Origin of the sequence: Halorubrum sp. Atlit-26R (assembly GCF_003666015.1) — an archaeon.
Classification (GTDB): domain Archaea; phylum Halobacteriota; class Halobacteria; order Halobacteriales; family Haloferacaceae; genus Halorubrum.
Genome location: NZ_QPLT01000028.1, coordinates 1 through 21,538, shown reverse-complemented (window position 1 = coordinate 21,538; position 21,538 = coordinate 1). Strand labels below are relative to the sequence as shown.

Below are 21,538 nucleotides of genomic sequence, written 5' to 3'. Positions count from 1 at the left end.
CCCATCGCGGCGTTCGATCTCGCTCCACAAACGACAAGTCGATCCACGCGATACGTTCGCTGAGGCGCTCGGTTTCGGCCATAGACACTCTGAAGTCGAGCGCCTCATCCTCTAACTTAACGCGACGCATCGAGGCGCCCGTTTTTTTTTTTACAGGGCTCGCGGGGGCCGTGTTACGTGCCCGATCGGACGGGAAACGATGAGTACGTCAACGCTCGTGGCACTGACTACGAGTTCGGGTAAGAACGGGGGAGAGCTGGGTGAACTACCCCACCCTACTCAGCCGCTGGTGCGGCTTCGTTGAGGGTGGGTCTTCCTGTTTCTATGACGCGCTTTGCAGACACCGAATGAGTGTCCGTAGGGAGCGCAGTCTCCACAGGCGTGTCTTCGGGCCATCCCAGCCCTAGTTCAGAAAAGCCGCGTTGTAAGATGTTCATCGCTGCGTTCGCGTCCCGGTCACACTCGAACCCACAGGACGGACAAGAGTGTTCTCGAACCCAGATAGGTTTCGGCGTCTCCACATCACACTTCGCGCACTCTTTCGTTGTTCCTGCTGCTTCCACCTGAACGACGTAAGAGACAGGGCTGAAGCCGTTGGCTTCCTCCTTACATCTAGGTGAGCCGATATACATACAGAATAATTAGAACCACCTCAAATTATTTCTATGTAGAGGGTGAAAAGGGAGTCATGAACGACGAACAGACCCGAAGCTGGACCGACGGTCTGTCAGCGGCCAAGCGCGTTGAAGCGGTCGCACTCACTGTCGATGAACCTCGAACAGCTAATTGGATCGCCGCCGAAGCCGAGGTCGCCCACGAGACGGCGAAGAAGTACCTCACACGTCTCGTAGACGACGGGAAACTACGCTCGGATACACGCGGTCAGCAGACGATATACGAGCCAGACCCGGTCGGTCAGTACCTCGTCGAGATGCGCGAACTCTACGAAGAGCACTCACCTGACGAACTCGCTGCGAGTCTTGAAGAAATAAACGAGCAAATCCGAACCTGGAAGACAAAATACGACGTCGAAACAGCCAACCAACTTCGTGCGAGCCTCGGTCAGATAGAAGACGTTACAGACGAACGCGATCGTCGACAGGTGGCCCGTGAATGGGATCACCTCACGACGCGCCGGCGTCTCGTCGAAGATGCACTCCGTCTCTACGATCGCTTCCCCGGTGAACGGCGCTCTGCCTCCGCATGAATAGTGGAGCGGAAAATCCAGCCCTCTATCGAGTGCTCAAAGATGTGCTAGAACGGCAAGCAGGGGTTACCTCTGTCCGGTTCGAACCGGACGCGATCCAGAAGCGGTATCTCGCCGCTGCGATCGACCCACAGCGGGTCGTCCCGCCGACCGGACCCAAGTTACCGCAGCTCGAGGCCCACTGGAAGCTCACGCCGCCCCACGACGAGTTCAGGATCGACTACGCCGATCCAAATTCGAGGTTCCATTGCGGTTGGCACCACGATGAGGATCATAACGATCTCGGCGCAGCGCACTTTCAGTACCAGACGGCTTCGAAGGAAGCCCCAGAGTATGAAAGGGTTGTGCTTGAAGCGGCATCTCCTCCGAAACTCCTCTGGGAGTGCTGTGATGAACTCTTCGAGAACGTGATCCCAGACTACACGGCAGAACCCTAGTACGGACTCGGTCCCGGATTACCAGCGCGGTGCCGTGGGATTTCTCCGCGTGTATGCGGAAGAGCATGCTGTCAACGGTGGTTCGGCCGATCCTGTTCATGCTGCTCTCAAAAAGAAATCACAAATTCAGAAATTATAATTTCCGAAATCAAGAGTTCTATCTATGGGGAGAGTAAGACGGCCGAATGCCTCGGGGCTTGACCTCGAGGGTGAATTCCGACAACAGCAGACCCGCCGCCGGTCGATTCACCACGTCAGTCGGGTGCTCTTCCGGCGAGCAGTATCTGGCGGTGAACTACTCCTCGTCCTCGATAAAGGACAGTGCCGGTGATTCGAGCCCTTCAGAGAACCGGAACCGCCGATCGACGAGGGTTTTGTTGTGATCGTCCTCGTCGTCGACCTCGAAGTAGGCGCGGAGTGCGCGTCCGAACCAAGTCTCATTCGGCTGTTTCAGATCCGTCTGCTCGGTGTACCACGCTTTGAACCGCCGGCGCAGCATGGGAATTGGGATTTCGGCGCCTTCGTCTTCGATTGTGACTAACTCGACGAACGCTTTCGCAGCATCTTCGTACCGAATTGACGCACTTTGCTGTGGCTGCTCCCACAGCGGGGGCTTCTCAAAGATCGTGAAGCCGTTCTCCGACTGGAACTCGACGGTCGTGTTCGTGAGGTACTCGAACTGCGTCGGAATAAGCGGCTTCCAGACGAACGTGTAGCCGCTTGCGGCAGCCTCTTTTGTCCGTCGCCGGCGAAGTTCCTCGCCGGAGGCCGACTCCAGTACCCAGTCGCTGCCGTCTTTTCTGACGCGGGGCGTGTGGAACTCGTACGACTCAACCGGCTGCTCCGCGTCGCCTTCGGCGAGGATGGATCCGTCTTTGCCAACCAACTGGACAGTATCCGTTGGCAGCAGCCGCCACGTTGATTCGGAGAGATCACGAGGCAAGAGATACCAGCACGCTTCAGTCGAGACATTTTTTTGTTGGTTATACAAGATTGTCCCCGTCTCGTCAGTGTCTTTGAATGCCATACTGACAGGACCATCTTTGGCGGTGGGCGGATCCGACCACAGTTTGCCTTGCGCCTCAGACTGGGATTCGGTGATGACGTGAACAGGATGATCGTGATAGACGCCCCGTGCGAGATTCGTGAGCAGCGCTGCCGGCTTCGAGTCGTTTTCGACTTCGATCTCATGGAAGAGAATCTCGCCGTCTTTTTTGCTCACAATGTCTGGTCGAGACTCGCCGCTCAGATACTGTGACTCGGTTGGATCGGGATCTGAGAGGTCAACCTCGATAACGTCCTGATCGACGGCTATAATCTTGTGACCGTGCCGAAGGAGAAACTTGATCCGCTCGATGACCAACTCTTTGTGCCTGTCTGACTCTTCGTCAGAGCTGTCAGACAGTGTTGTCGAACCACCGGGATGATCCGTGCCGTAGGACTGACGCGTACCGGGCGCATGGCTCCCGAGCTGCTCCGTCGAGAAGTCTGGTTCATCGATGGTCGTGAGTCGGCCAAACGAACTCGCCTCGAAATACGTGGGGAGGGCGGCGAAGAAGTGTTTCAGTTCGGATTTCTCAATTGGGATCCGGCCGTAGGCCCCGAAGAGTTCTTCGTAGCGATCGTCGTTGTGGACGCGCCCACTAAGCATCGCGCGGAACTCAGGGTCGCCCGCAGCAAGCGCTTCGATCGATCCATCGCGGAGGCTCATCTCATCGAGCTGTTCGAGTTGCGACGGGTGTGTGGTCTGCTTGTTTGCGTATCGCTTGTGCTTCTCGATTGGGAGTCCCCAGTTATCTGTGGACGGCCCCGGCACATAATCGGAGATTCGGTAGTCGTTGTCCGCCTCAACATGCCGCGTGAGGTCGTCTTCGGTGACGATCCCGTGGCCGGTTCCAAACGGCGCGAGTCGTGAGGTAATGAGATAATCGTGCGGTGCCGAACTCCCGGCCGGCCCCAACAGACTCTGGTGTAGATACGAAATCCGTTCGTCGTTGAGGTCGTGAACGAGGTCAGCCGTCGCGGACTTTCGAGAGACCTCTGGCGACGTGATCGAGAGATTTGCCGGTTGGAGCAGCCGACTCGTGGGAACCGGCATCTTCCCGATGGGGCCGAGATCAACGGTACAGATCTCAGTGCCGAGTTTATCACCGTAGTGATCGTCAACGATCGCTTTGATGCGCTCAGCCCGCGTGTCTCGGTCTCCGTCTCGCCCGTCTGAGACGGGTTGGTCGGGCTCTCCGTCTGACGATTCCGCAGTGTCACCCTCGCTGTCGGCATCGTCCTCACCGTTGCCACCGTCGGTTGCGGCTGGGAGCGTCGTTTGCGTGTCCGTGGTACTCACATCAGCGTCATCGGCAGTATCTGATTCCGATTCCTCTGGATGCTTAAGTCGGGAGTCTGCTCTGCCCTGGCTACTGTGGCCGATCAGGAAATACTCCTGCTGGGCTTTCCCGGGCCACGTCAACAACTCGAGCAGGTCGATCCCGTACTCGTCAAGAATATCTTCGGCGACATCGTCCAACGGTAGCAGGCCATCGAGGCGCCGCTCGTCGGTATCGTCGGCAATCCCGGGGAAGATCAGTCGAACGGCATCAAGCCGATACGCCCGGAGATTCCCGTTCTTATCAACATAAAGTCGGCTGCTGGGGTTTCGTTGCATTATCTGATGGTGGATCCCTGCGTCGGTATCACGACGGCAAGCACAGCTAGGCACAGCAACGCCCGATAGCTGTGCCGTCGGTCGGAGACGATACGTCGTGCTGCTGATGTCCGCAGAACGTGGAGCCATCCTAGCCTCGACGGCCTATGGTCACTCCCGTTTAGCAGATTGATCAACTCGAGTTCAGTGTTGTTCATGAAGTGGTTAGTTTGTGTTCGGGTGGTCAGCTGCGACGATTGAGTCGTCAGCGTGGCCGTGTGCGAGTGCGAGCGGGAGCGAGTCAGCCGGGGCCCACCACGAATGGCGGGTCAATGCCCCAGCGTCGGTGATCTCGCTGCGCCCCCGGAGCTGATCTATTTGATCAGCAACACGCAATCGCGACGGTGGTGATCGGGTCGAATGTCCGTCATACCAACGCTGGAACTGCTCGACGAACCGCGGGGCGGTGCTGGTGTCAGCGGACGGTTGCGTCGATGTCCGTCGCGTGTAGGTCTCGATGAACTCCACGAGTCCGCGCTTGTAATGCTCTGGGCGGCGCTGGTTGTCCGACCCCCCGAACTGGCCGAATGGGACGGGCGGTTCACGGAGGGAACTGCCAGTCCGGGAGGCGACCGTGACGTCCGCACAGAACAGCGGTCGGACTGGCAAAATTGGACGCGGCACCCCCAAGTACTCGGCGTGGAGCGCCTCAGCGGAGGCAAACTGCGACCGAACGTCCCCTGCGGGAGTCATGACGTACAGCGAGCCGTCGCGCTTCCGGACTCGCGGGGCCTCGAACGTGTACGAGGCGATGGGCTCTGTTACCGGTCCCGACGCAAGACACCGATCTCCCTGATAGACCGCTCGGCGTCCGGTATCGGAGACGGTCCAGTAGACGGGGCCTGACTCTTGGGGAGCAACGACAACATTGCCTCGTGTAGTGTGGACGTCCATCGGGACGGTGTACAGCTGGGCGGTGTGGCCTTGGCGCCGCACGTACGGGACCGTCAGCACGTCTCTGGCCCAGTCGGCAGCTTGTTCTGAGGGCGTGATAACGAGGAGATGCGCGTCTGCTCGGCGCGCCCGATTTGCCGCCATAATCAGTTCCCCAGCAGACGTGAGGACATCGTCCGTCACGTCAGCCTCCGGATCGACGACCACGACGGGTCCCTCCGGGTCATGCGGATGTCCCCGAAAGTGCGGGTCACCACGTGAGCGGTCAGCGACCGACTCGTGAGTAATACCGCTCTCTGAGAGCCACCCGTCGACAAAGTCGGTGATCGAGCTTCCGTCTTGGACGCCGATCCGCGTCATGACCCGCTGTGGACCGGCGAGCACCGACTCGTGGTCCGTCCCAGCGGCGTCGGAGTGGATCGTCTCGCGGATGAACGGCGGCGCGAACCGTGACGCCGTCACCGGCCAGTCGCAGGATTCGTAGTGCGGCGTGACGTCAACAAGCGCCGCCAACTCCGTCTCCGAGAGGGTCATCGTCGGCGAAACCCCCAGCGATGTATACGGTTCCGCTCCTGTCGTCCCCGCCAGCAACGACGCGAACTCGTGGGTGCTGGTCCGGAGCTCTAACGACATCACCGCCGCGTCCGATGCGGGCGTGAGTCCGTCGCTCGCCGCCAGCCCTGGTGTCCGGGTATGCCCGGACTCAATGTTGGTCTCCCACTGGTCGGTCGCCAGACACCGACTGGAGGTGATCTCCGACGGCGTTTCGCGATCGATCGGACAGGGCGCCGGCGACGCCAGCGACGACGCCAGCCCATACCGACCGAGGGGGCGGCACGGGACCCCGAGTTCGGCGACGCGAGCCGTCACCTGATACTGATCGGTTCCTGCGAGATGGACGAGCAGCTGACAGAGCGTCGGGACGTTGCGATTGTGGTTGCGGGTGAAAATCGTCCGCAGCAGCGAATCGAGCGTTGCCGCATCAGGTGCCCCCTCGCGAACGACGAGCCGACTCGTCGGGACCGCGGCCAGCCCGACCGTATCGAGGACGAGCGTTCCCGTTGCGATGCCGTACCAGTCCGGGAACTCCTCGGTACAGATCGCCGCTAACGCTTCGCTCGGCTCTTGTGTCGACGGCGTCGACGCAGTGCCTATCCACCCCGTATTATGCATCTCCGTTCCGCTCCCGTGGAGCACGATAGTGGGAACCTCGACGCCGGTCAGCCCGAGCAGCTCGATCGACGGATACCCCGTTTCTCGGAGCCCACGCGTCAGGACCCGGGATAGTGCCGGAGCAAGCGACGTCGAGATCCGGTATGAGGGATCGTCGACACCGCTTTCGCAAGCGTGAACTGCGCCATGTCGCGCGATCGCCGGCGTCTGCGCGTCCGGTGGGTCAGCTGCGTTCGGAACACGTTTGAACATCTGTACAGTGTATCCGTGCTCGGTTAGCGGTGCCCGAGGCGTCCATCGGTGATGGTGTCGATCCTTCCCACGAGCGCGTCGTTCTGGTCGTTGCCGATCGTGTTCCCCGGTGCCGCCAGTTGGGTCATCCTCGCCGCAGCCAGCCGGCGTGGGGGGAAAGCGACAGTGTAATTGGTCATGTGTATTGGAGTGTCGGTGCGTTGGAGTCTGCCGACGCAGTCAGTTGTGAGTTCTCGGTTCGTCCGTTGGTGTGGCAGTTACCCTCTCGTGTGAATAGAGAGAGTGACGGGAGGAAGATAATCCGCGCCGACCGATCGACGAGTCTCTATTAGTCGATGTATTTATTATCATGGGGGACACTAACTACTCGTTAGTTTAGTGAGCAAAGAGAACCGATACGTCAATATTCAGACGGAGAAAACGACAACAACCGATTTTCTCGGAGAACTATCTAGTGATAGAAATAATCCTCTGTGAAATATGGAGAGTCTGTTCTCAAGACGATCGAGATCAAAACCCGCAGCACACATATGCGGGCTAGTCACACGTCTATTATTTTCAGAAAAAGATTCAAAACGACGCACTGCGGTACAGACACTAATGACTGTAGACACTATCAATATTGATCGAGCACTCGATCAGGATCTGGGCGATCACTTACCAGACTGGGTCTTCGATGAAATTGACCAGAGCGAGACACACACCCTCAAGGATATCTTTCCGAGCCTAGCAGGCATCCGTACGGAAGGTCAACGCCACCACTGTTTCTATCCAATAACCGCCTTCCATTTAGTCCAACTGCGGACAGGTGCGACAGATCAACGGTGGTTTCGGCTCCAGACCCTCATTGATCAACACAAAAAGTTCCAGCTCAATCATACAAAAAAACCAGGGAGAGACACCTACAGGACGACATTCAAGAATTTGGTTGCGGTTGGGATTCTCGAACAGGTCGAAGACGGCTCAGATAAGAAATTGGGGCTCCCAGCGGAACGGGACGTCGCCCCAGCCTTTGATCGAACACACCCTGACGACATCCGAGATCAGATCACGATGGACGATCCGAGCCCAAGAGACGACGTCAAGACGACAGTCTGGCCCCTCCCTGAGACCGCTGATCGACCGGCAGTGATTCCCGCGCAACTCGCGGGTGGTCGGCTTTCGAATCCCTGGGACGCTGGGATGAGCTTCAGTACCGCCGGTGTGGCACTGACAGCTCTATCCGTTGGACTGATCACGATCGCTGACGGAACTGTGACACTCCCCGTCGCCGGTGTCTTCTGGGCGATGTTCTCGATCGGAATCGCTGCCGCGCTTGTCGAGATTCTCGATCAGCTGAAAGCAGGGTATCAATATTCTGAGTCGTGTTGATATCGCCGTCATCGAATCGTCGTCTTGTGGATCGACTAGTGGCTTAGACAGCGCTCGGTGACAACTGCGACGACAGCGAGGATCCAGACAGCAGAAACATATTCTCTTTCGGAGACGATCAGCTGGACACACTACTGTGAGGCCTCCATATACTAGGGTAATGTACGACAGAGTAGGGTGTACACGCGTCACCCTACAGAACACTAAACCGCAAGACGACAGCGAGTCATCCTAGCTGGAACCGATTGGATATAAGAATAACAATGACCAACCAGCCAAAGGAATCCACCTGCTGTCGCACTATATATCTGAGATGTGAAACCAAAACCAAAAAGGGACAACCAACACAACCAATGGTAGATGCTGGCGGGCGCCAACGCAGATCCCATTCGGGTTTCACCCGCGCTCTTCAGGAAAGTTCTGAGTCTCGATCTCGTATCTCTGATATCTGAGTATTTCGCTGATCTAAACCGCAGTTGTTGGTGTACTCACCCCCTAGTGAACGGATAGCCGATGTCGGTACTCGGAGGGGTGATCGAGGGTCGTCGCAGTATCTCAACACGCAGCGAAGAAGCAACACCACGGTGGTTCTCAGATCGGTGTGAATGCCCTTCGCAAGCCAGGGTTGGTGAACACGCCGCCACCACCATCGATGCGTCTGTGTCGTGCGTCCAATCGGTCTCTCTGAGCCAGGACCGCTTTGGGAGCACGGGGATTCGATCACCCAGTCCGTTCGTGAGAGCGGGGGCCCGTCAGGTGGGATGTCTATCCCTGCGCCGCAGTACGGTCGTGGGGTCGTTTCTACGGGTGTCGATCCCGTCAGCCTGTACGGACGCCGTCGCCGACGCTAGTGGGAGGGTTTTCCAGATGGCGGTGTCTGGGTGCCTTCGATCTGTTTCTTCTTCCCTCCGTGGTGGCCCGCTGGCTTGGTGGCTTTCTCACACTCAGTTCCGGTGAGGGGGTTGTTATTCTTATATTCAATCGGTTACAGATAGTGTGTGAACCACCCCGTCATGGGATTTAGCGTGGAATGGTACTCACCCTTCTCACACTAAGTATAAGGAGAACACATACTAGAAGTACCGCTGGAGTACCCTAATTTGAGTGGTATTTTTCGACTATCTGTGAGTATAGTACAGTGAGTGTTCTCTTCTGATCGGCCAAAAAGAAAGAGACGAACTCGATGGGCTGTACTTCCACCTAGAGCTGGAGGTATCAGCCTGACTTCTATATATTGGTGGATATCCCGTATTTCGAGATCGGTCCAGCTGATCTGTTTGTATCCCTCGGTGGGAGTGAGAGGGTGAAAGAAAGGGGAAGCAAAGCCTCCCGTTCGCCCCCTCAGTGTAATGAGTTGGAACACCCAACGAGTCACGCCTCAAATTGACAGCGAGTGCTCCGTATCTCGCTTGTCGATTTCGGGCGTGCCATGCACACCTGAATCGACATCAACCAACGCGACCGGTACCGTGTGGGGCTCACATCTGAACGGCTCACCAGCTCGATCACGATGACAGACGAATTCCGACAAGCAGTGTATGATGCATGGGGTCGTGAGTGTTTGATCTGCGGTCGAACGCCGGAAGGTTGGCTCCAAGCGGCTGTCGGCGGGGGACAACAGGACAAACTCTCGTTACACCATCTCAACGGCGACGATACAGATGATCGAGTCGCGAACGCCATCCCGCTGTGTCAGAGTTGTCATGTCCACATCCACCGGGTAGACGAGCCGCCGTACCGGCAGTGGCACCGCCAGCTCCCAATCTCGGATCGGCATGCGTGGAACGCCCACCGGAAAGAATACGCCGAGACGCCACAGCTGACAGCAAAAGAAGCTGCGTGGCGGTACGGAGACGACGACGGCACCCCGCGGAGTACGTCGTATCTCCGATACGAACGAGACGTCACTGACTCCAATGACGAGTTCAACGCGGACGCAATCTGGAGTGACGACGGCCACCGTGAACAGCCAGCAGATATCCAGGAAGCCACCATCGAGTACACACTCGAAGACTCCGGACGCTACCGAATACGGTTCGTTGAACGTCACGACGGCCCGGGGTGGTGGCGTGTCGTCGATAAATGGACCGACAGTGTCTGGCACCCCGTCGACCGTAAACCGATCGCTGATGTCGACGTCATCCTCGAGTACGGCGCTAACGATGGCAAGCGATCGAACCGAACAGTAGGATAGTCATCAGTTGGTCTCCGAGAAGACGGGATCGTCCTCGTGACCTGCGAGGTCATGGGTTTCAGACCCACCGCCCTCCATCGAGACTGGATCGAAGTCGTCGAACGAGCCGTACCACTGCTTGACGATCTCCACAGAGAGGTTCCCTTTTTCATCAACGTTCCACCGGAGTTTGTCGCCGGGCTCGATGTCAAGACGTCGACGGAGGTCCGCCGGGATCGTGACCATACCCCGATCGCTGACCTTGGTTTCCTCGGGAGTTCCTTCAGTCGCCATACGCAGCAGTCCAAGCTCACACACAATACATGTTGCGCCGCATGTGGACGTTTGGAGAACGGTCAGATCTCGCACCCATGCAAGCAGTCGTCCTCGCCGCGAGCAAGAGTACGCGCCTCCAGCCCTCACGGAAGACAAGCCGAAGGTGCTCGTCGAAGGTATCGGAACGTCCCTGATAGAGGATGTCTTCGAGAGCCTGATCGACTCGGAAGCCACCGAACTCACCGTCGTCGGCTACGAGGTCGAGCAGAGTATGGAACTTACAAGGCTAAAACCCCGCCTTCAGGGCGGAGAGGATGCCAATTCGTCTGTTTCCGTGTTAGTAACCGAGGGTCGGGGCATGTCGGGCAGACACCCCTCATTTCGTCTGTTCTCGCAGTAGGGCGATGGGGTGCATCACTGGTGGCGATCAACCTCACCCCTCATTTCGTCTGTTCTGTATCACGGAGTTCGGGTACTGATCCTCCCTCCGGCTGTATCGAGAAAACAGACGAAACACAGTAAACAGACAAACGTCACTCTTAAGTTAGTAAGTAGTGTTACTCAGAATATCAACAATGTCTGAAGATCTCTTCACGGAGATGACTGAAACCCTTTTTGAGGACAAATCTATTCTCTCGGAGGAGTATCGTCCGGACGTTATCGTCGAACGAGACGATGAAATTGACGCGTATCGATCGGCACTCAAAGACGTGCTTTTCGGCCGAAATCCCGCAAACGTGTTCATCTATGGGAAAACCGGTGTCGGGAAGACGGCGGTCACGGAGTACATGATGAGCGCCCTCCAGACGGAAGTAAAGCGGCGGGATGAAGCCGAGGAACTCCACGTTCATTTCCGGAACTGTAACGACGACAGCGTGTACAGAACGGTTCGATCGCTTATAAATAGTCTCCGTGGAGATGCCGGAGAGAAATTTCCGGAAACCGGCCTCTCGACGTCGCACGCCCTCGAAACGTTGTACGAGGAAATGGAGTCGCGTGGTGGCACGTTTCTATTCATTCTGGACGAGATCGACCACCTTTCTGATCCTGATTCGTTACTGTACGAACTCCCTCGTGCACGAGCGAATGACCACCTCAACGCGGCGCGAGTCGGCGTGATCGGGATCAGCAATAATTACACGTTTCGCTCGTCACTGAGTCCCAAAGTCAAAGACACGCTGATGGAGAAGGAACTGGCCTTTTCGCCGTACGACGCAGATGAACTCCAGTCGATCCTCACCGCTAGAGCTGAGAAGGCACTTGTTGATGGAGCATGTGAAGACTCCGCTATTAGGCTCGCAGCCGCGAAGGCCGCGAAAGATACCGGAAGCGCACGGCAGGCGATTGACCTCCTCCGCGAGGGCGGCGATGTCGCTGAAGAACAGGGAGCGACGGCGATCACCGACGACCATATCGAGGTGGCTGCGGCGCGTGTCCAGCGAGGCCGTGTCCAAGACAAGCTGCGCGACCAGACCATGCACGGGCAGCTCATCTTAGAGTCGCTCGCACGGATCGAAGTGAACGGGGATATTCCTACACGGTCAAAAGAGATTCAGGCGGCGTACGAACGCGTCGCACGAAACTGGGATCACGATCCGCTGACTACATTAAAAAGTATCCAGAACCATCTCGCGGATCTCACGATGCTCGGGTTTCTCGAACGAACCGAACAGAACGAAGGACGCGCAGGTGGTGTTCACTACCGATACGAACTCGCGTTAGATCCCGACATTATCTTGGAGACGCGCGAGTCGATTGAGAATCAGCCGTAGCTGTTTAAACCGAAGAACAGACGAAACGAGGGGTGTGATTCGAATGAGACAGAGCCACCACTCATTGTAGAGAACAGACGAAACGAGGGGTGTTCGAGACCTCGAGATCACTGTCGACCGGCGGTAGAGTGTTGTAGTCTTTAAAAGTAAAGTACTCTCCCCGTCCCCACAATAGAGAGTACGTTTCGTCTGTCTGTGACAGCGATAGCGGGATGACAGCAAAAAGCTACTCACAAAGACAGACGAAACGTACTCTCTCACTCTTGGGTGACACGCTGTCAAAAGCCGAGAGACACTTCACCTTTGTAAGTGAAGTTAGTTCTTCAGGTCCACTCGTCCCAGTTTCACTTGTAAAACTGGGTGTATCTAGCTTGTTCTTCCCATGCTGGCCGAATTCGATCGAATCATACTAGTTATATACCGGAGAACAGACGAAACGAGGGGTGTCCGAGAGCCATAGTATCGCTGCCAAGCAGACTTACCCACAACAAAGGTGGTGTTTGGTACTGCGGGTACCAAGCCGATCTCGATCCGGAGATTGCCCTCGAAAAACGCCATGAAGCTGACACGGCTCTCTCTGTGACACTCGGCAAAGACAAACGAAATGGACTCTCTCAGTCCCGGCTGCCACGCGCCAAAACGTAGTCGTAGTCCAGTCGATCACCCGCATGTTCTCGAGACGCTCGAAGTGATCGATGTTCGCCGTCAGAACCGATCCATACTGTGCGCGGGCGGTCGCACCGATTTACACGCCGTGTAGGCCATCGAGTCGCTGCCCGCTGTCCCGAAGATCCGCAACGACGCTGATCCTGACGGGTTCTAGCGATCCAAGCGCAAATTTTTCGAGGTGGCGACGGAATATTCCTTGCGACCATGGGCGTGACCGAGGATGCGATTCGGGAAATCTGTACGGATGCGGTCTTCGAGCGCGGTGAGAACTACCTCACCGAGGGTCGTATCCGCGAGATCCACCGCGTCGACACTACCGTAACCGCCGTCGTGAGCGGGAGCCGCCAGTACGACGTTCGCGTCGATTTCGCGGCCGACGGATTCGACCCGTGGTGCAATTGTCCGTACGACGGACCGGGAGCATGTAAGCACGTCGTCGCCGTATTGCTCCGCTGTCTCAACGACCTTCCGGCCGACGAGGGAGACCGTCTCGACGCCGCGCTCGACGCTGCTGACCCCGACGCCTTGCGAGAGTTCTTTCGCGAGGCGTTGGCGACCGACGCCGCCCTCCGCGAGCAGTTTTTCGCCAGCTTCGGGGAGTCCTCGACGCGGTCGGTCGACGAGCTGCGCGCTGCCATCGATCGGCGGTTCGAGGAGACGAACCCCGAGTACTACGTCGTCTTCGAGCCGATCGACTTCTCGGAGTGGTTCGATCTCGCGGACGAGTACCGTAAGCAGGGCCGTGACGCGTCGGCGGCTGCGGTCTACCGGGCGCTCGTCGAGTCGCTTGACGACAACATGGAGCGTGTCGACGGCGCGTACGATCACTTCTCACAGGCGTTCAAGCAAGCTCTCGACGGGTACGTCGACTGCGCCGCAATGGTGGACCACAAGAGCGGGGGAGCCACAAGCGCTGTCGATTTTCTTGAGGAGCAAATGGAATCGGGAACGCCGTTACTTGCCGACCAGTTCGAGCGTGCGGCCACCGACCTGCGAGCGGAACTGACAAACGGATCCGACGGTTGAGCGTGTTCGACGTGGTCAACGCAAACGGTACTAATCCGGAAATAGCACAACTCTGTTCTCTCCCGCCCCAGCTTTTCCGACCAACCCGATTCAGAACTCGCTGGGCTCTTCGCCTACTTCCAGTCTCCCGATCATACGTTTCTTATCGGTGATTCCCGAAGATACAGCCACATGCGCATCTCCATCATCGGAAGCGGCTACGTCGGCACGACGGTCGCCGCTTGTTTCGCCGACCTCGGCCATGACGTCGTCAACATCGACATCGACGAGTCGGTCGTCGAGACGATCAACGACGGCGACGCGCCGATCCACGAGGAGGGGCTCGCCGACCTCATCGCCGAACACGCCGGCCCGGAGGGCACGGGTCGGCTCCGGGCGACCACCGACTACAACGCCGTCCTCGACACCGAGGTGACGTTCCTCTGTCTCCCCACGCCGCAGAACGACGACGGCAGCATCGATCTGTCGATCATGGAAGCGGGCGCGAGCCAGCTCGGCGAGACGCTCGCGGACAAAACCGACTGGCACACAGTCGTCGTCAAGAGCACGGTCGTTCCCGGTTCGACCGCAGACACGATTACCCCGATCTTGGAAGCGGAGAGCGGCAAAACAGCCGGTGAGGATTTCGGTGTCGGGATGAACCCGGAGTTCCTCCGCGAGGGAACGGCCGTCCACGATTTCCTGAACCCGGACAAGGTCGTTCTCGGCGCGGACGACGACCGCGCTCTCGACGACATGCGTTCGGTGTTCGCTCCGCTCGTCGAGGCGGCCGACGCGCCGGTCGTCGAGACCGACACGCGCACCGCCGAGATGATCAAGTACGCCAACAACGGCTTCCTCGCGGCGAAGATCAGCCTCATCAACGACATCGGGAACATCTGTAAGGAGCTCGGGGTGGACGCCTACGAGGTGGCCGACGCGATCGGCCTCGACGACCGGATCAGCGAGCAGTTCCTCCAGAGCGGCGTGGGGTGGGGAGGTTCTTGTTTCCCGAAAGACACCCGCGCAATTATCGCGGCGGCGGAGGAGACCGGCTACGAGCCGGCGGTGCTCAACGCCGCGGTCGAGGTCAACGACCGCCAGCCGGAGCGGTTGGTCGCACTCCTCGCCGACCACCTCACCGAGCGCCGCGACCGCGGGTTCGAGGGCGCGAGCATCGCGGTCCTCGGGCTCGCGTTCAAGCCCGGCACCGACGACATGAGGAACTCACGCGCAGTTCCGGTAATCGACGACCTCCAGGCACGCGGCGCGACGGTCACCGCCTACGACCCGGTCGCGGCCGACAACGCCCCGAACTACGTCGACGACGTGACCTACGCGGAGTCGGCCGCGGCGGCGCTCGACGGCGCCGACGGCGCGGTGGTCGTCACCGACTGGGACGAGTTCGCCGCGCTCGACAGGGAGTTCGACGCGATGGCGACCCCGATCGTCGCCGACGGGCGGCGGATCATCCAGCGGCGCGACGGGATCATCTACGAGGGGATGACTTGGTAGACAGCGAAAATTTCCGGACCGGTTCGTGGCGACGCTCGCGAGTGTTTCCCGGCTTTTCCTAACGCCTCCCGTTTTGCTCACGAAGCACCAGAACGAATGGTGGTTCGCGGCGAGCGGTTCGGCGACGCCTACGTCGAGGACCCGAAGCGATCCGTTCAGCGTACCCGCGTCGCCGGCGTCGACATCGAATACGTCTGTGGCACGACGTAAGCGAACTCCCGTGGTGCTCGGTCAGATCTCGACAGCCGATAGCATCGAAAGATCGAAGATCCGAACTCGGCGAGAGTGAGACACCTCGGCCGAACGGTCCTCCCGGTCGATGACCGCCAACCGCCTCACTCCGAGAGACGGTCGCGCGTCAGCGCTTCTCCGGGACCCGTCGTCTCGCCGGCGCCCAACACGACGCCGGCGTTCAGCGACGTGTTGATCCCCGTCTTCGCCCCGTCGCCGACGATCGCGCCGAGCTTCCGTCGGCCGGTGTCCACGCGGTCGCCTTTCACCGTCTGTCGGACGTTCTCGTCGTCGTGGCGGAGGTTGGCGACGTTCGTCCCCGCGCCGAAGTTGACGCCCCGGCCCAGCACGGAGTCGCCGACGTACGAGAGGTGGCCGACCGACGCGTCCGCCATCAGCACCGAGTTCTTCACCTCGACCGAGTGGCCGACGTGCGCGTCCGGCCCCACGACGGTCGCCCCGCGGACGTACGCGTTCGGTCCCACGTCGGCCCCCTCGCGGATCAGCGCCGGCCCCTCGACGTAGGCGCCCGACCGGACCCGCGCGCCCTCCTCGACGACGACCGGGCCGCGGAGGTGGACGCCCTCCTCGACCGTGCCGGAGATTTCGGTTCCGTCGTCGAGGTCCGCGAGCGCCAGCTCGTTGGCTTCCAACAGCTCCCACGGGCGCCCGACGTCGAGCCACGTGCCGTCGTACGGGGCCACGTCGATCCGCCGACCGTCGCCGAGCAGGAGGTCGATCGTCGTCGTGATCTCGTACTCGCCGCGCTCGCTCTCGGGCGTGCGGTCGATGTACTCGAACACCTCCGGCTCGAACGCGTAGCAGCCGACGTTCGCGAGGCTCGTCGGCGGGTCGGCCGGCTTCTCGACGATGTCCGCGAGCGAGCCGTCCTCGGCGGTCGAGAGCACGCCGTACGCCCGCGGGTCCGGGACCTCGGTGGCCGCGATCGCGGGGGCACCGGCCTCGGCGAGCGCTCGGGGGAGCGACGCGTCCACGACCACGTCGCCGTTGAGCACGAGAAAGTCGTCGTCGACGACCGGCTCGGCCTGCGCCACGGCGTGTGCGGTCCCCAGCGCCTCGGCCTGTTCGACGTAGTGAACCGGCCGGTCGCGGTACGACTCGCCGACGCCATCGCGGATCGCGTCGCCGCGGTACCCCGTCACGACGACGAACTCGTCGACCACGTCGCGGGCCGTGTCGAACACCCGTTCGAGCAGCGACCGGTCCCCGACCGGGAGGAGCGGTTTCGGGCGTCGGTCCGTCAGTGGTCGCATCCGAGTCCCGCGGCCGGCCGCGAGCACGACTCCGTACATGTCCGGGGCGACGGCGGGGGAGGGCTTATCGGCTGCGGTCGTCGGAGGGGATGAGGTGGCGTCACCGTCGCGGTCGTCGGGGGCGTCACTCTCTCGGCCGCCGAACGCGTCGTCGCCCCGCTCAGCGACCGGTGTCGTCGCCGTCGGACGACGGTCGCGCGCCGACAGTCACTCGACGACGACCGCTCCCCGCATCCCGATCGATTTGTGCGGGAGGCTGGCGTACCGGTACGTGCCGGGCTCGTGGAACGTGTGCTCGAACGCCGTCTCGCGTTCGAACGTCGGGTCGCCGGAGCTGACGTCGACGTCCTCGAACACGACGTTCGCCGGGCCGCTCGGATCCGCCCACTCCCACCTGACCGTCGTGTCGGGCGACACCGCGAGAACCGGGGGCGCGAACGCGAAACGGTCGCCGTTGCCCGGAGCGCCGACCGTCACCGAGGCGGCGTCGCTGTCGGTCCTGTCGGCGACGGTCCCGTCGAAGTTGTCGCTGTGGACGACCCACTCATCGACCGCTTCGTAGCCGGTCGACGGCGGCTCCTTCACCACGACCGCACCCTTCATCCCGTCTGATCGCCCCGACTCGGAGACGAACGGATACGTTCCCGGTTCCTCGAAGACGTAGTGGTAACTCGTTCCGGACTGCGCGTTCGAACGGCCGCTGTCGAACGTGCCGTCGAGCGCGACCACGTTGTGCGCCCCGCCGTGACCGGTCCAGTTCCACCGGACGTTCGTCATCGGTGGCACTTCGACGACGACCGGAGCGAAGCCGAGTCCATCGTCGTACTCGTTGCCGACCTGGATCTCCGCGCGCCCGTCTATGCCGGTCCGCGTCCGCTCGCCACGGTACCCGTTCGCGTCCGCGAGCCACTCCTCGACGGAGTCCGGTGGCGACAGTTCGTCTGCCGACTTGTACGCCGCTTCGTCGCCGTCGTCGTTCTGCTCGTCGTCCGACGCTTCAGCGTCCGTGTTATCGTCTCCGGTGACGGACCCACAGCCGGCGAGTCCGGCGACACCGGCGACGGTCGCTGCTTGGAGGACATCTCGTCGCGCGGGGGTGTATCCCATACGCGGAGTTCCGGCGACACGCAAATAACGACGGTGTCGATACCATTCTCGCAAAAACTGCCGGAATATTTATGATCCGGCGAAGTGAACTCCGTCGGGTTCGCTCCAGTGACGAGGTACAGAGACGAAGTGCCGTGTCGACGTCCGCGGGGCCGTCAGGCTGCGTCGCGCGCCCGCTCGATCAGGTCCCGCGCCGTTTCGAACAGCGCGTCGGCGTCGGCCTCGTCGCGCGCCTCGGCCGTGATCCGCACCAGCGGCTCGGTGCCGCTCGCGCGCACGAGGAACCAGCCCCCGTCCGTCTCCACCCGAACGCCGTCGAGCGTCGACACGTCGTCGTACTCGGCGGCCGCGACCTCGCCGACGCGCTCGACGATCGCCGTCTTGGCGTCCGTCCGCACCGAGTCCCGGCGGATCGGGTACTCGGGGAGGTCGTCGACGAGCGCGGCCAGCGACCCCACTTCCCCCGCGATCGCGGTCAACATACACGCCGCGAGCGGGCCGTCGGGACAGGGGGTCCGCTCCGGCCAGATCCACGCGCCGCTGGGCTCGCCGCCGAAGGCGACGTCCGGCTTCGCGGCCTCCGCGGCGACGTACGCGTCGCCGACGGGCGTGTAGGTAACCTCGGCCTCCACTTCCGCCAGCGCGTCCGCGACGAGCAGGCTCGTGTCCACCGGCACCGCGACGCGGTCGCCGGCGCCGGCCTCGCGGCGCGCGAACAGCGCGAGCAGCGCGTCGCCCGAGACGAACCGCCCCCGCTCGTCGATCGCCATCATGCGGTCGGCGTCGCCGTCGTGGACGACCCCGAGGTCGGCATCGGTCGCCGCGACGACCTCGCAGGCGGTCTCGCAGTTCGCCGCGGTCGGCTCGCTCGGCCGCCCCGGAAACCGGCCGTCGCGCTGGGCGTTGAGCGTCTCGACGTCGCAGCCGGCGGCGTGGAGCGCGTCGGCGGTGACGCGGCCGACGCCGTTGCCGAGGTCGACGACGACCGACAGGTCGTCGGGCAGCGAGACGCTCTCGCGGAGGGCGCGTTCGTGGCGGCGCCGGGCGTCGCCGCCCGCGACAACGTCCCGCTGTTCGACCGCGCCGATCGCGTCGTGGCCGGCGAAGTCGAACGACGCCGACTCCACGAGATCGGCGATCCGGTCGTTGCGCTCGTCGCCGAACGCCCGTCCGGATGCGGTCCAGAGCTTGATCCCGTTGTCGGGCGCCGGGTTGTGCGAGGCGGTGACGACGACGCCGGCGTCCGCGCCCTCGCGGGCGACCGCGCGGGCCACCGTGGGCGTCGCCTCGACGCCGACGTCGACGACGTCGGCCCCGCACTCGGTGAGCCCCGCCACGAGCGCCCGCGAGAGCATCCGTCCGCTGTCCCGCGCGTCGCGGCCGACCACGACCGTCTCCGCGCCGTCCGTCGCGAGCGCGCGCCCCACGTCGAGCGCGAGGTCGGCCGTCACGTCCTCGCCGACGGGACCGCGAACGCCGCTGGTACCGAACATACCTCGGTCGTCGCCGCCCACCGCAAAGACGGTTCGGGGTGGCGAGCAGGTTCCCGAGCGTTGTGTCATCGCGGACTCGCCTCCCGCGCGGGATCGTCCGCGGCTCGTTTCGTAGCGGTCCGGCGACCGTCAGAACTCCTCCCAGTCGATGACCCGAACGCCGTCGATCCGCTCGAAGTGACCGACGTTCGCCGTCAGCACCGGCAGTTGTTCAGTCCGCGCGGTCGCACCGACGTACACGTCGTGGAGGTCGTCAAGCCGTTGCCCGTCGGCACGGAGGTCGGCGATGATCTCCGCGGCCGCCGTCGCGACCGGTCGGCTGATCGGCAGTACGTCGAAGCGAGACACGAGGCGATCGAGGGCGTCGATCGCGTCCTCATAGCCCCGGGTGTCCCTGTCGTACTGGAGCTCGACGCCCAGTCGGAGCTCCGTCACGGTGACCAGACTGATCGCGTGGCGCCCCTCGTCGTCGAGCGCGCGGACCTTCCCGTCGACGCCCCCTCGGTCGATGTCGGCGACCGCCGACGTGTCAAGGAGTTTCATCGGTCAGCCGGTCGAGCGTGCCGTCACTCAGTCGTTCCATCTCCACGTCGACATCGTCGTACGTCTCCGGATCGAGTATCTGCTGGCCGGTCACGTCCGTAAGCCCCCCGCCGCTGTCGAGCGTGTCGGCGATGACCTCGCTGAAGCTCCGGTCGCCCTTCTCCCTTTTGAGGCGCCGGTAGACCTCGTCGCTGATCGCGATGTTCTTGCTCATGTGTTATGTATGGGTACCCATACGTAAATACGCTGTCGCCGTTCCCTGTCGACGCCGAACCGACACGATAATCCCGACGCCCGCAGGATCGTGGACCATGCAGGACAAACGCGTCCTCGTCACGGGCGGGGCCGGCTTCATCGGCTCGAACCTCGCGAACCGCCTCGCAAGCGACAACGACGTGATCGCGGTCGACGACGGATACCTCGGCACGCCCGAGAACCTCGACGACGACGTGGAGTTCGTCGAAGCTTCCGTCGTGGACGGCGAGTTCCCCGTCGACGTCGACGTCGTCTTCCACCTCGCCGCGCTCTCCTCGCGCAACATGCACGAGTCCGACCCCCAGCGCGGCTGCCGCGTCAACGTCGAGGGGTTCGTCAACACCGTCGAGCTCGCCCGCGAGGAAGGCTGCGAGACGGTCGTTTACGCCTCGACCTCCTCCATCTACGGGAGCCGGACCGAGCCCTCGCCGGTCGACATGGACGTGGAGGCGCGCACCGCCTACGAGGCCTCGAAGCTCGCCCGCGAGCGCTACGCCGAGTACTACGCCAACCACCACGAGATGAACGTGGCCGGCCTCCGGTTCTTCTCGGTGTACCAGGGCTTCGGCGGCAACGAGGAGCACAAAGGCGAGTACGCGAACACGGTCGCGCAGTTCGCCGACGCGATCGCCTCGGGCGAGGCCCCCGAGCTGTTCGGCGACGGCACCCAGACGCGCGACTTCACGCACGTCTCGGACGTCGCCCGCGCCTGCGAGCTCGCGGCCGACCACGAGCTGACGGGTGTGTACAACGTCGGCACCCAGGAGGCCTACTCGTTCAACGAGATGGTCGCGATGATCAACGACGCGCTCGGCACGGACATCGACCCCGAGTACATCGAGTGCCCGTTCGACGGCTACGTCCACGACACCATGGCCGACTACTCGACGTTCCACGAGGCGACCGGCTGGGAGCCCGAAATCGACTTCGAAGAGGGCGTCGAGCTGGTCTGCGAATCGTACAAGTAGCTCAGACCCACCCGTCCCGCGGTGTTAAGTTAAGGAAGAGGCGGGACGAGGATTCAGTGCTCTATGCCGAAAACCGCCCGCCTCACCGAGTGTATCGAGTGGATCGACTTGGAGTTTGTGGAGCGAGAGCGGACACCCCGCGAGATCATTGAAAAGGGTATTCGCCACCATCTTGCTGGACTATCACTTTCGAATACAGTTATTCTTCTTGAGGAATTGGGT

The 21,538-nt window shown here is 61.3% G+C and carries 16 protein-coding genes and 3 pseudogenes; 10 read left to right on the top strand and 9 right to left on the bottom strand.

Annotated elements, in window-relative coordinates; genetic code table 11:
• Positions 1 to 275: 275 nt before the first annotated feature.
• A pseudogene (locus DVK07_RS18535) lies at positions 276 to 575 on the bottom strand (zinc ribbon domain-containing protein); the annotation flags it as partial.
• A 113-nt stretch (positions 576 to 688) separates the two neighbouring features.
• Between DVK07_RS18535 and DVK07_RS18530 the strand changes: the two are divergent.
• Positions 689 to 1,207, top strand: a complete 519-nt coding sequence (locus tag DVK07_RS18530) for a hypothetical protein (RefSeq protein WP_121598396.1) — start codon at positions 689 to 691, stop codon at positions 1,205 to 1,207.
• Entirely contained in the window at positions 1,204 to 1,644 is a 441-nt protein-coding gene (locus tag DVK07_RS18525) for a hypothetical protein (protein WP_121598395.1), read from the top strand. The genes DVK07_RS18530 and DVK07_RS18525 overlap by 4 nt, the downstream gene beginning before the upstream one ends.
• 295 nt (positions 1,645 to 1,939) lie before the next feature.
• Here DVK07_RS18525 and DVK07_RS18520 read toward each other — a convergent pair whose 3' ends face one another.
• Positions 1,940 to 4,306 carry a hypothetical protein gene (locus DVK07_RS18520; protein ID WP_199719605.1) on the bottom strand — a complete coding sequence of 789 codons (2,367 nt, stop codon included), beginning with the start codon at positions 4,304 to 4,306 and terminating at the stop codon, positions 1,940 to 1,942.
• A gap of 204 nt (positions 4,307 to 4,510) precedes the next feature.
• On the bottom strand, positions 4,511 to 6,436 hold the full coding sequence (locus DVK07_RS18515) for a hypothetical protein (protein ID WP_199719603.1): 1,926 nt from the start codon (positions 6,434 to 6,436) through the stop codon (positions 4,511 to 4,513).
• Between the two features lie 828 nt (positions 6,437 to 7,264).
• Here DVK07_RS18515 and DVK07_RS18510 point away from each other — a divergent pair.
• Positions 7,265 to 8,035 (top strand): hypothetical protein, encoded by a 771-nt coding sequence (locus DVK07_RS18510; RefSeq protein WP_121598393.1) that lies wholly within the window; start codon positions 7,265 to 7,267, stop codon positions 8,033 to 8,035.
• Positions 8,036 to 9,545: 1,510 nt separating this feature from the next.
• Positions 9,546 to 10,229 (top strand): HNH endonuclease, encoded by a 684-nt coding sequence (locus DVK07_RS18505; RefSeq protein WP_121598392.1) that lies wholly within the window; start codon positions 9,546 to 9,548, stop codon positions 10,227 to 10,229.
• 3 nt (positions 10,230 to 10,232) lie between these two features.
• Here the strand turns inward: DVK07_RS18505 and DVK07_RS18500 are convergent, their stop codons facing one another.
• Positions 10,233 to 10,502, bottom strand: a complete 270-nt coding sequence (locus tag DVK07_RS18500) for an AbrB/MazE/SpoVT family DNA-binding domain-containing protein (protein ID WP_049929712.1) — start codon at positions 10,500 to 10,502, stop codon at positions 10,233 to 10,235.
• Between the two features lie 77 nt (positions 10,503 to 10,579).
• On the opposite strand from DVK07_RS18500, the pseudogene DVK07_RS24415 reads away from it, so the two are divergent.
• The 4 genes and pseudogenes from DVK07_RS24415 to aglM all read left to right on the top strand — a co-directional run.
• Positions 10,580 to 10,761, top strand: a pseudogene (locus DVK07_RS24415) (sugar phosphate nucleotidyltransferase); the annotation flags it as partial.
• Between the two features lie 298 nt (positions 10,762 to 11,059).
• The gene (locus DVK07_RS18490) at positions 11,060 to 12,256 is read left to right on the top strand and encodes an orc1/cdc6 family replication initiation protein (protein ID WP_121598391.1); all 1,197 of its coding nucleotides are present in this window, start codon (positions 11,060 to 11,062) and stop codon (positions 12,254 to 12,256) included.
• An 873-nt stretch (positions 12,257 to 13,129) separates the two neighbouring features.
• Entirely contained in the window at positions 13,130 to 13,951 is an 822-nt protein-coding gene (locus DVK07_RS18485) for an SWIM zinc finger domain-containing protein (protein ID WP_121598390.1), read from the top strand.
• A gap of 171 nt (positions 13,952 to 14,122) precedes the next feature.
• On the top strand, positions 14,123 to 15,445 hold the full coding sequence (gene aglM / locus DVK07_RS18480) for a UDP-glucose 6-dehydrogenase AglM (protein ID WP_121598389.1): 1,323 nt from the start codon (positions 14,123 to 14,125) through the stop codon (positions 15,443 to 15,445).
• Between the two features lie 335 nt (positions 15,446 to 15,780).
• Here the strand turns inward: aglM and glmU are convergent, their stop codons facing one another.
• The 5 genes from glmU to DVK07_RS18455 form a co-directional block, all read right to left on the bottom strand.
• Positions 15,781 to 16,989: a bifunctional sugar-1-phosphate nucleotidylyltransferase/acetyltransferase gene (glmU, locus tag DVK07_RS18475; protein WP_121598388.1), complete on the bottom strand. Its 1,209-nt coding sequence runs from the start codon at positions 16,987 to 16,989 to the stop codon at positions 15,781 to 15,783.
• 168 nt (positions 16,990 to 17,157) lie between these two features.
• Positions 17,158 to 18,057, bottom strand: coding sequence for a halocyanin domain-containing protein (locus DVK07_RS23785; RefSeq protein ID WP_121598387.1), 900 nt, complete (start codon positions 18,055 to 18,057; stop codon positions 17,158 to 17,160).
• A 155-nt stretch (positions 18,058 to 18,212) separates the two neighbouring features.
• On the bottom strand, positions 18,213 to 19,550 hold the full coding sequence (glmM, locus tag DVK07_RS18465) for a phosphoglucosamine mutase (protein ID WP_121598386.1): 1,338 nt from the start codon (positions 19,548 to 19,550) through the stop codon (positions 18,213 to 18,215).
• A 129-nt stretch (positions 19,551 to 19,679) separates the two neighbouring features.
• A complete protein-coding gene (locus tag DVK07_RS18460) occupies positions 19,680 to 20,093 on the bottom strand; it encodes a type II toxin-antitoxin system VapC family toxin (protein ID WP_121598385.1) in 414 nt (137 codons plus the stop codon).
• Positions 20,080 to 20,307, bottom strand: a complete 228-nt coding sequence (locus DVK07_RS18455) for an antitoxin VapB family protein (protein ID WP_121598384.1) — start codon at positions 20,305 to 20,307, stop codon at positions 20,080 to 20,082. Before DVK07_RS18455 ends, DVK07_RS18460 begins: the two co-directional genes overlap by 14 nt.
• Before the next feature lie 97 nt (positions 20,308 to 20,404).
• On the opposite strand from DVK07_RS18455, the gene DVK07_RS18450 reads away from it, so the two are divergent.
• On the top strand, positions 20,405 to 21,316 hold the full coding sequence (locus DVK07_RS18450) for an NAD-dependent epimerase/dehydratase family protein (protein WP_121598383.1): 912 nt from the start codon (positions 20,405 to 20,407) through the stop codon (positions 21,314 to 21,316).
• A 63-nt stretch (positions 21,317 to 21,379) separates the two neighbouring features.
• Positions 21,380 to 21,538: pseudogene (locus tag DVK07_RS23780) on the top strand (IS6 family transposase); the annotation flags it as partial.

Bases quoted from the DNA above. Each gene is read 5' to 3' on its own strand.
- glmU (WP_121598388.1), bottom strand. From the start codon at position 16,989: ATGTACGGAGTCGTGCTCGCGGCCGGCCGCGGGACTCGGATGCGACCA.
- DVK07_RS18490 (WP_121598391.1), top strand. From the start codon at position 11,060: ATGTCTGAAGATCTCTTCACGGAGATGACTGAAACCCTTTTTGAGGAC.
- DVK07_RS18530 (WP_121598396.1), top strand. From the start codon at position 689: ATGAACGACGAACAGACCCGAAGCTGGACCGACGGTCTGTCAGCGGCC.
- DVK07_RS18460 (WP_121598385.1), bottom strand. From the start codon at position 20,093: ATGAAACTCCTTGACACGTCGGCGGTCGCCGACATCGACCGAGGGGGC.
- DVK07_RS18450 (WP_121598383.1), top strand. From the start codon at position 20,405: ATGCAGGACAAACGCGTCCTCGTCACGGGCGGGGCCGGCTTCATCGGC.
- DVK07_RS23785 (WP_121598387.1), bottom strand. From the start codon at position 18,057: ATGGGATACACCCCCGCGCGACGAGATGTCCTCCAAGCAGCGACCGTC.
- DVK07_RS18485 (WP_121598390.1), top strand. From the start codon at position 13,130: ATGGGCGTGACCGAGGATGCGATTCGGGAAATCTGTACGGATGCGGTC.
- DVK07_RS18510 (WP_121598393.1), top strand. From the start codon at position 7,265: ATGACTGTAGACACTATCAATATTGATCGAGCACTCGATCAGGATCTG.
- DVK07_RS18525 (WP_121598395.1), top strand. From the start codon at position 1,204: ATGAATAGTGGAGCGGAAAATCCAGCCCTCTATCGAGTGCTCAAAGAT.
- aglM (WP_121598389.1), top strand. From the start codon at position 14,123: ATGCGCATCTCCATCATCGGAAGCGGCTACGTCGGCACGACGGTCGCC.
- DVK07_RS18455 (WP_121598384.1), bottom strand. From the start codon at position 20,307: ATGAGCAAGAACATCGCGATCAGCGACGAGGTCTACCGGCGCCTCAAA.
- glmM (WP_121598386.1), bottom strand. From the start codon at position 19,550: ATGTTCGGTACCAGCGGCGTTCGCGGTCCCGTCGGCGAGGACGTGACG.
- DVK07_RS18505 (WP_121598392.1), top strand. From the start codon at position 9,546: ATGACAGACGAATTCCGACAAGCAGTGTATGATGCATGGGGTCGTGAG.
- DVK07_RS18500 (WP_049929712.1), bottom strand. From the start codon at position 10,502: ATGGCGACTGAAGGAACTCCCGAGGAAACCAAGGTCAGCGATCGGGGT.
- DVK07_RS18520 (WP_199719605.1), bottom strand. From the start codon at position 4,306: ATGCAACGAAACCCCAGCAGCCGACTTTATGTTGATAAGAACGGGAAT.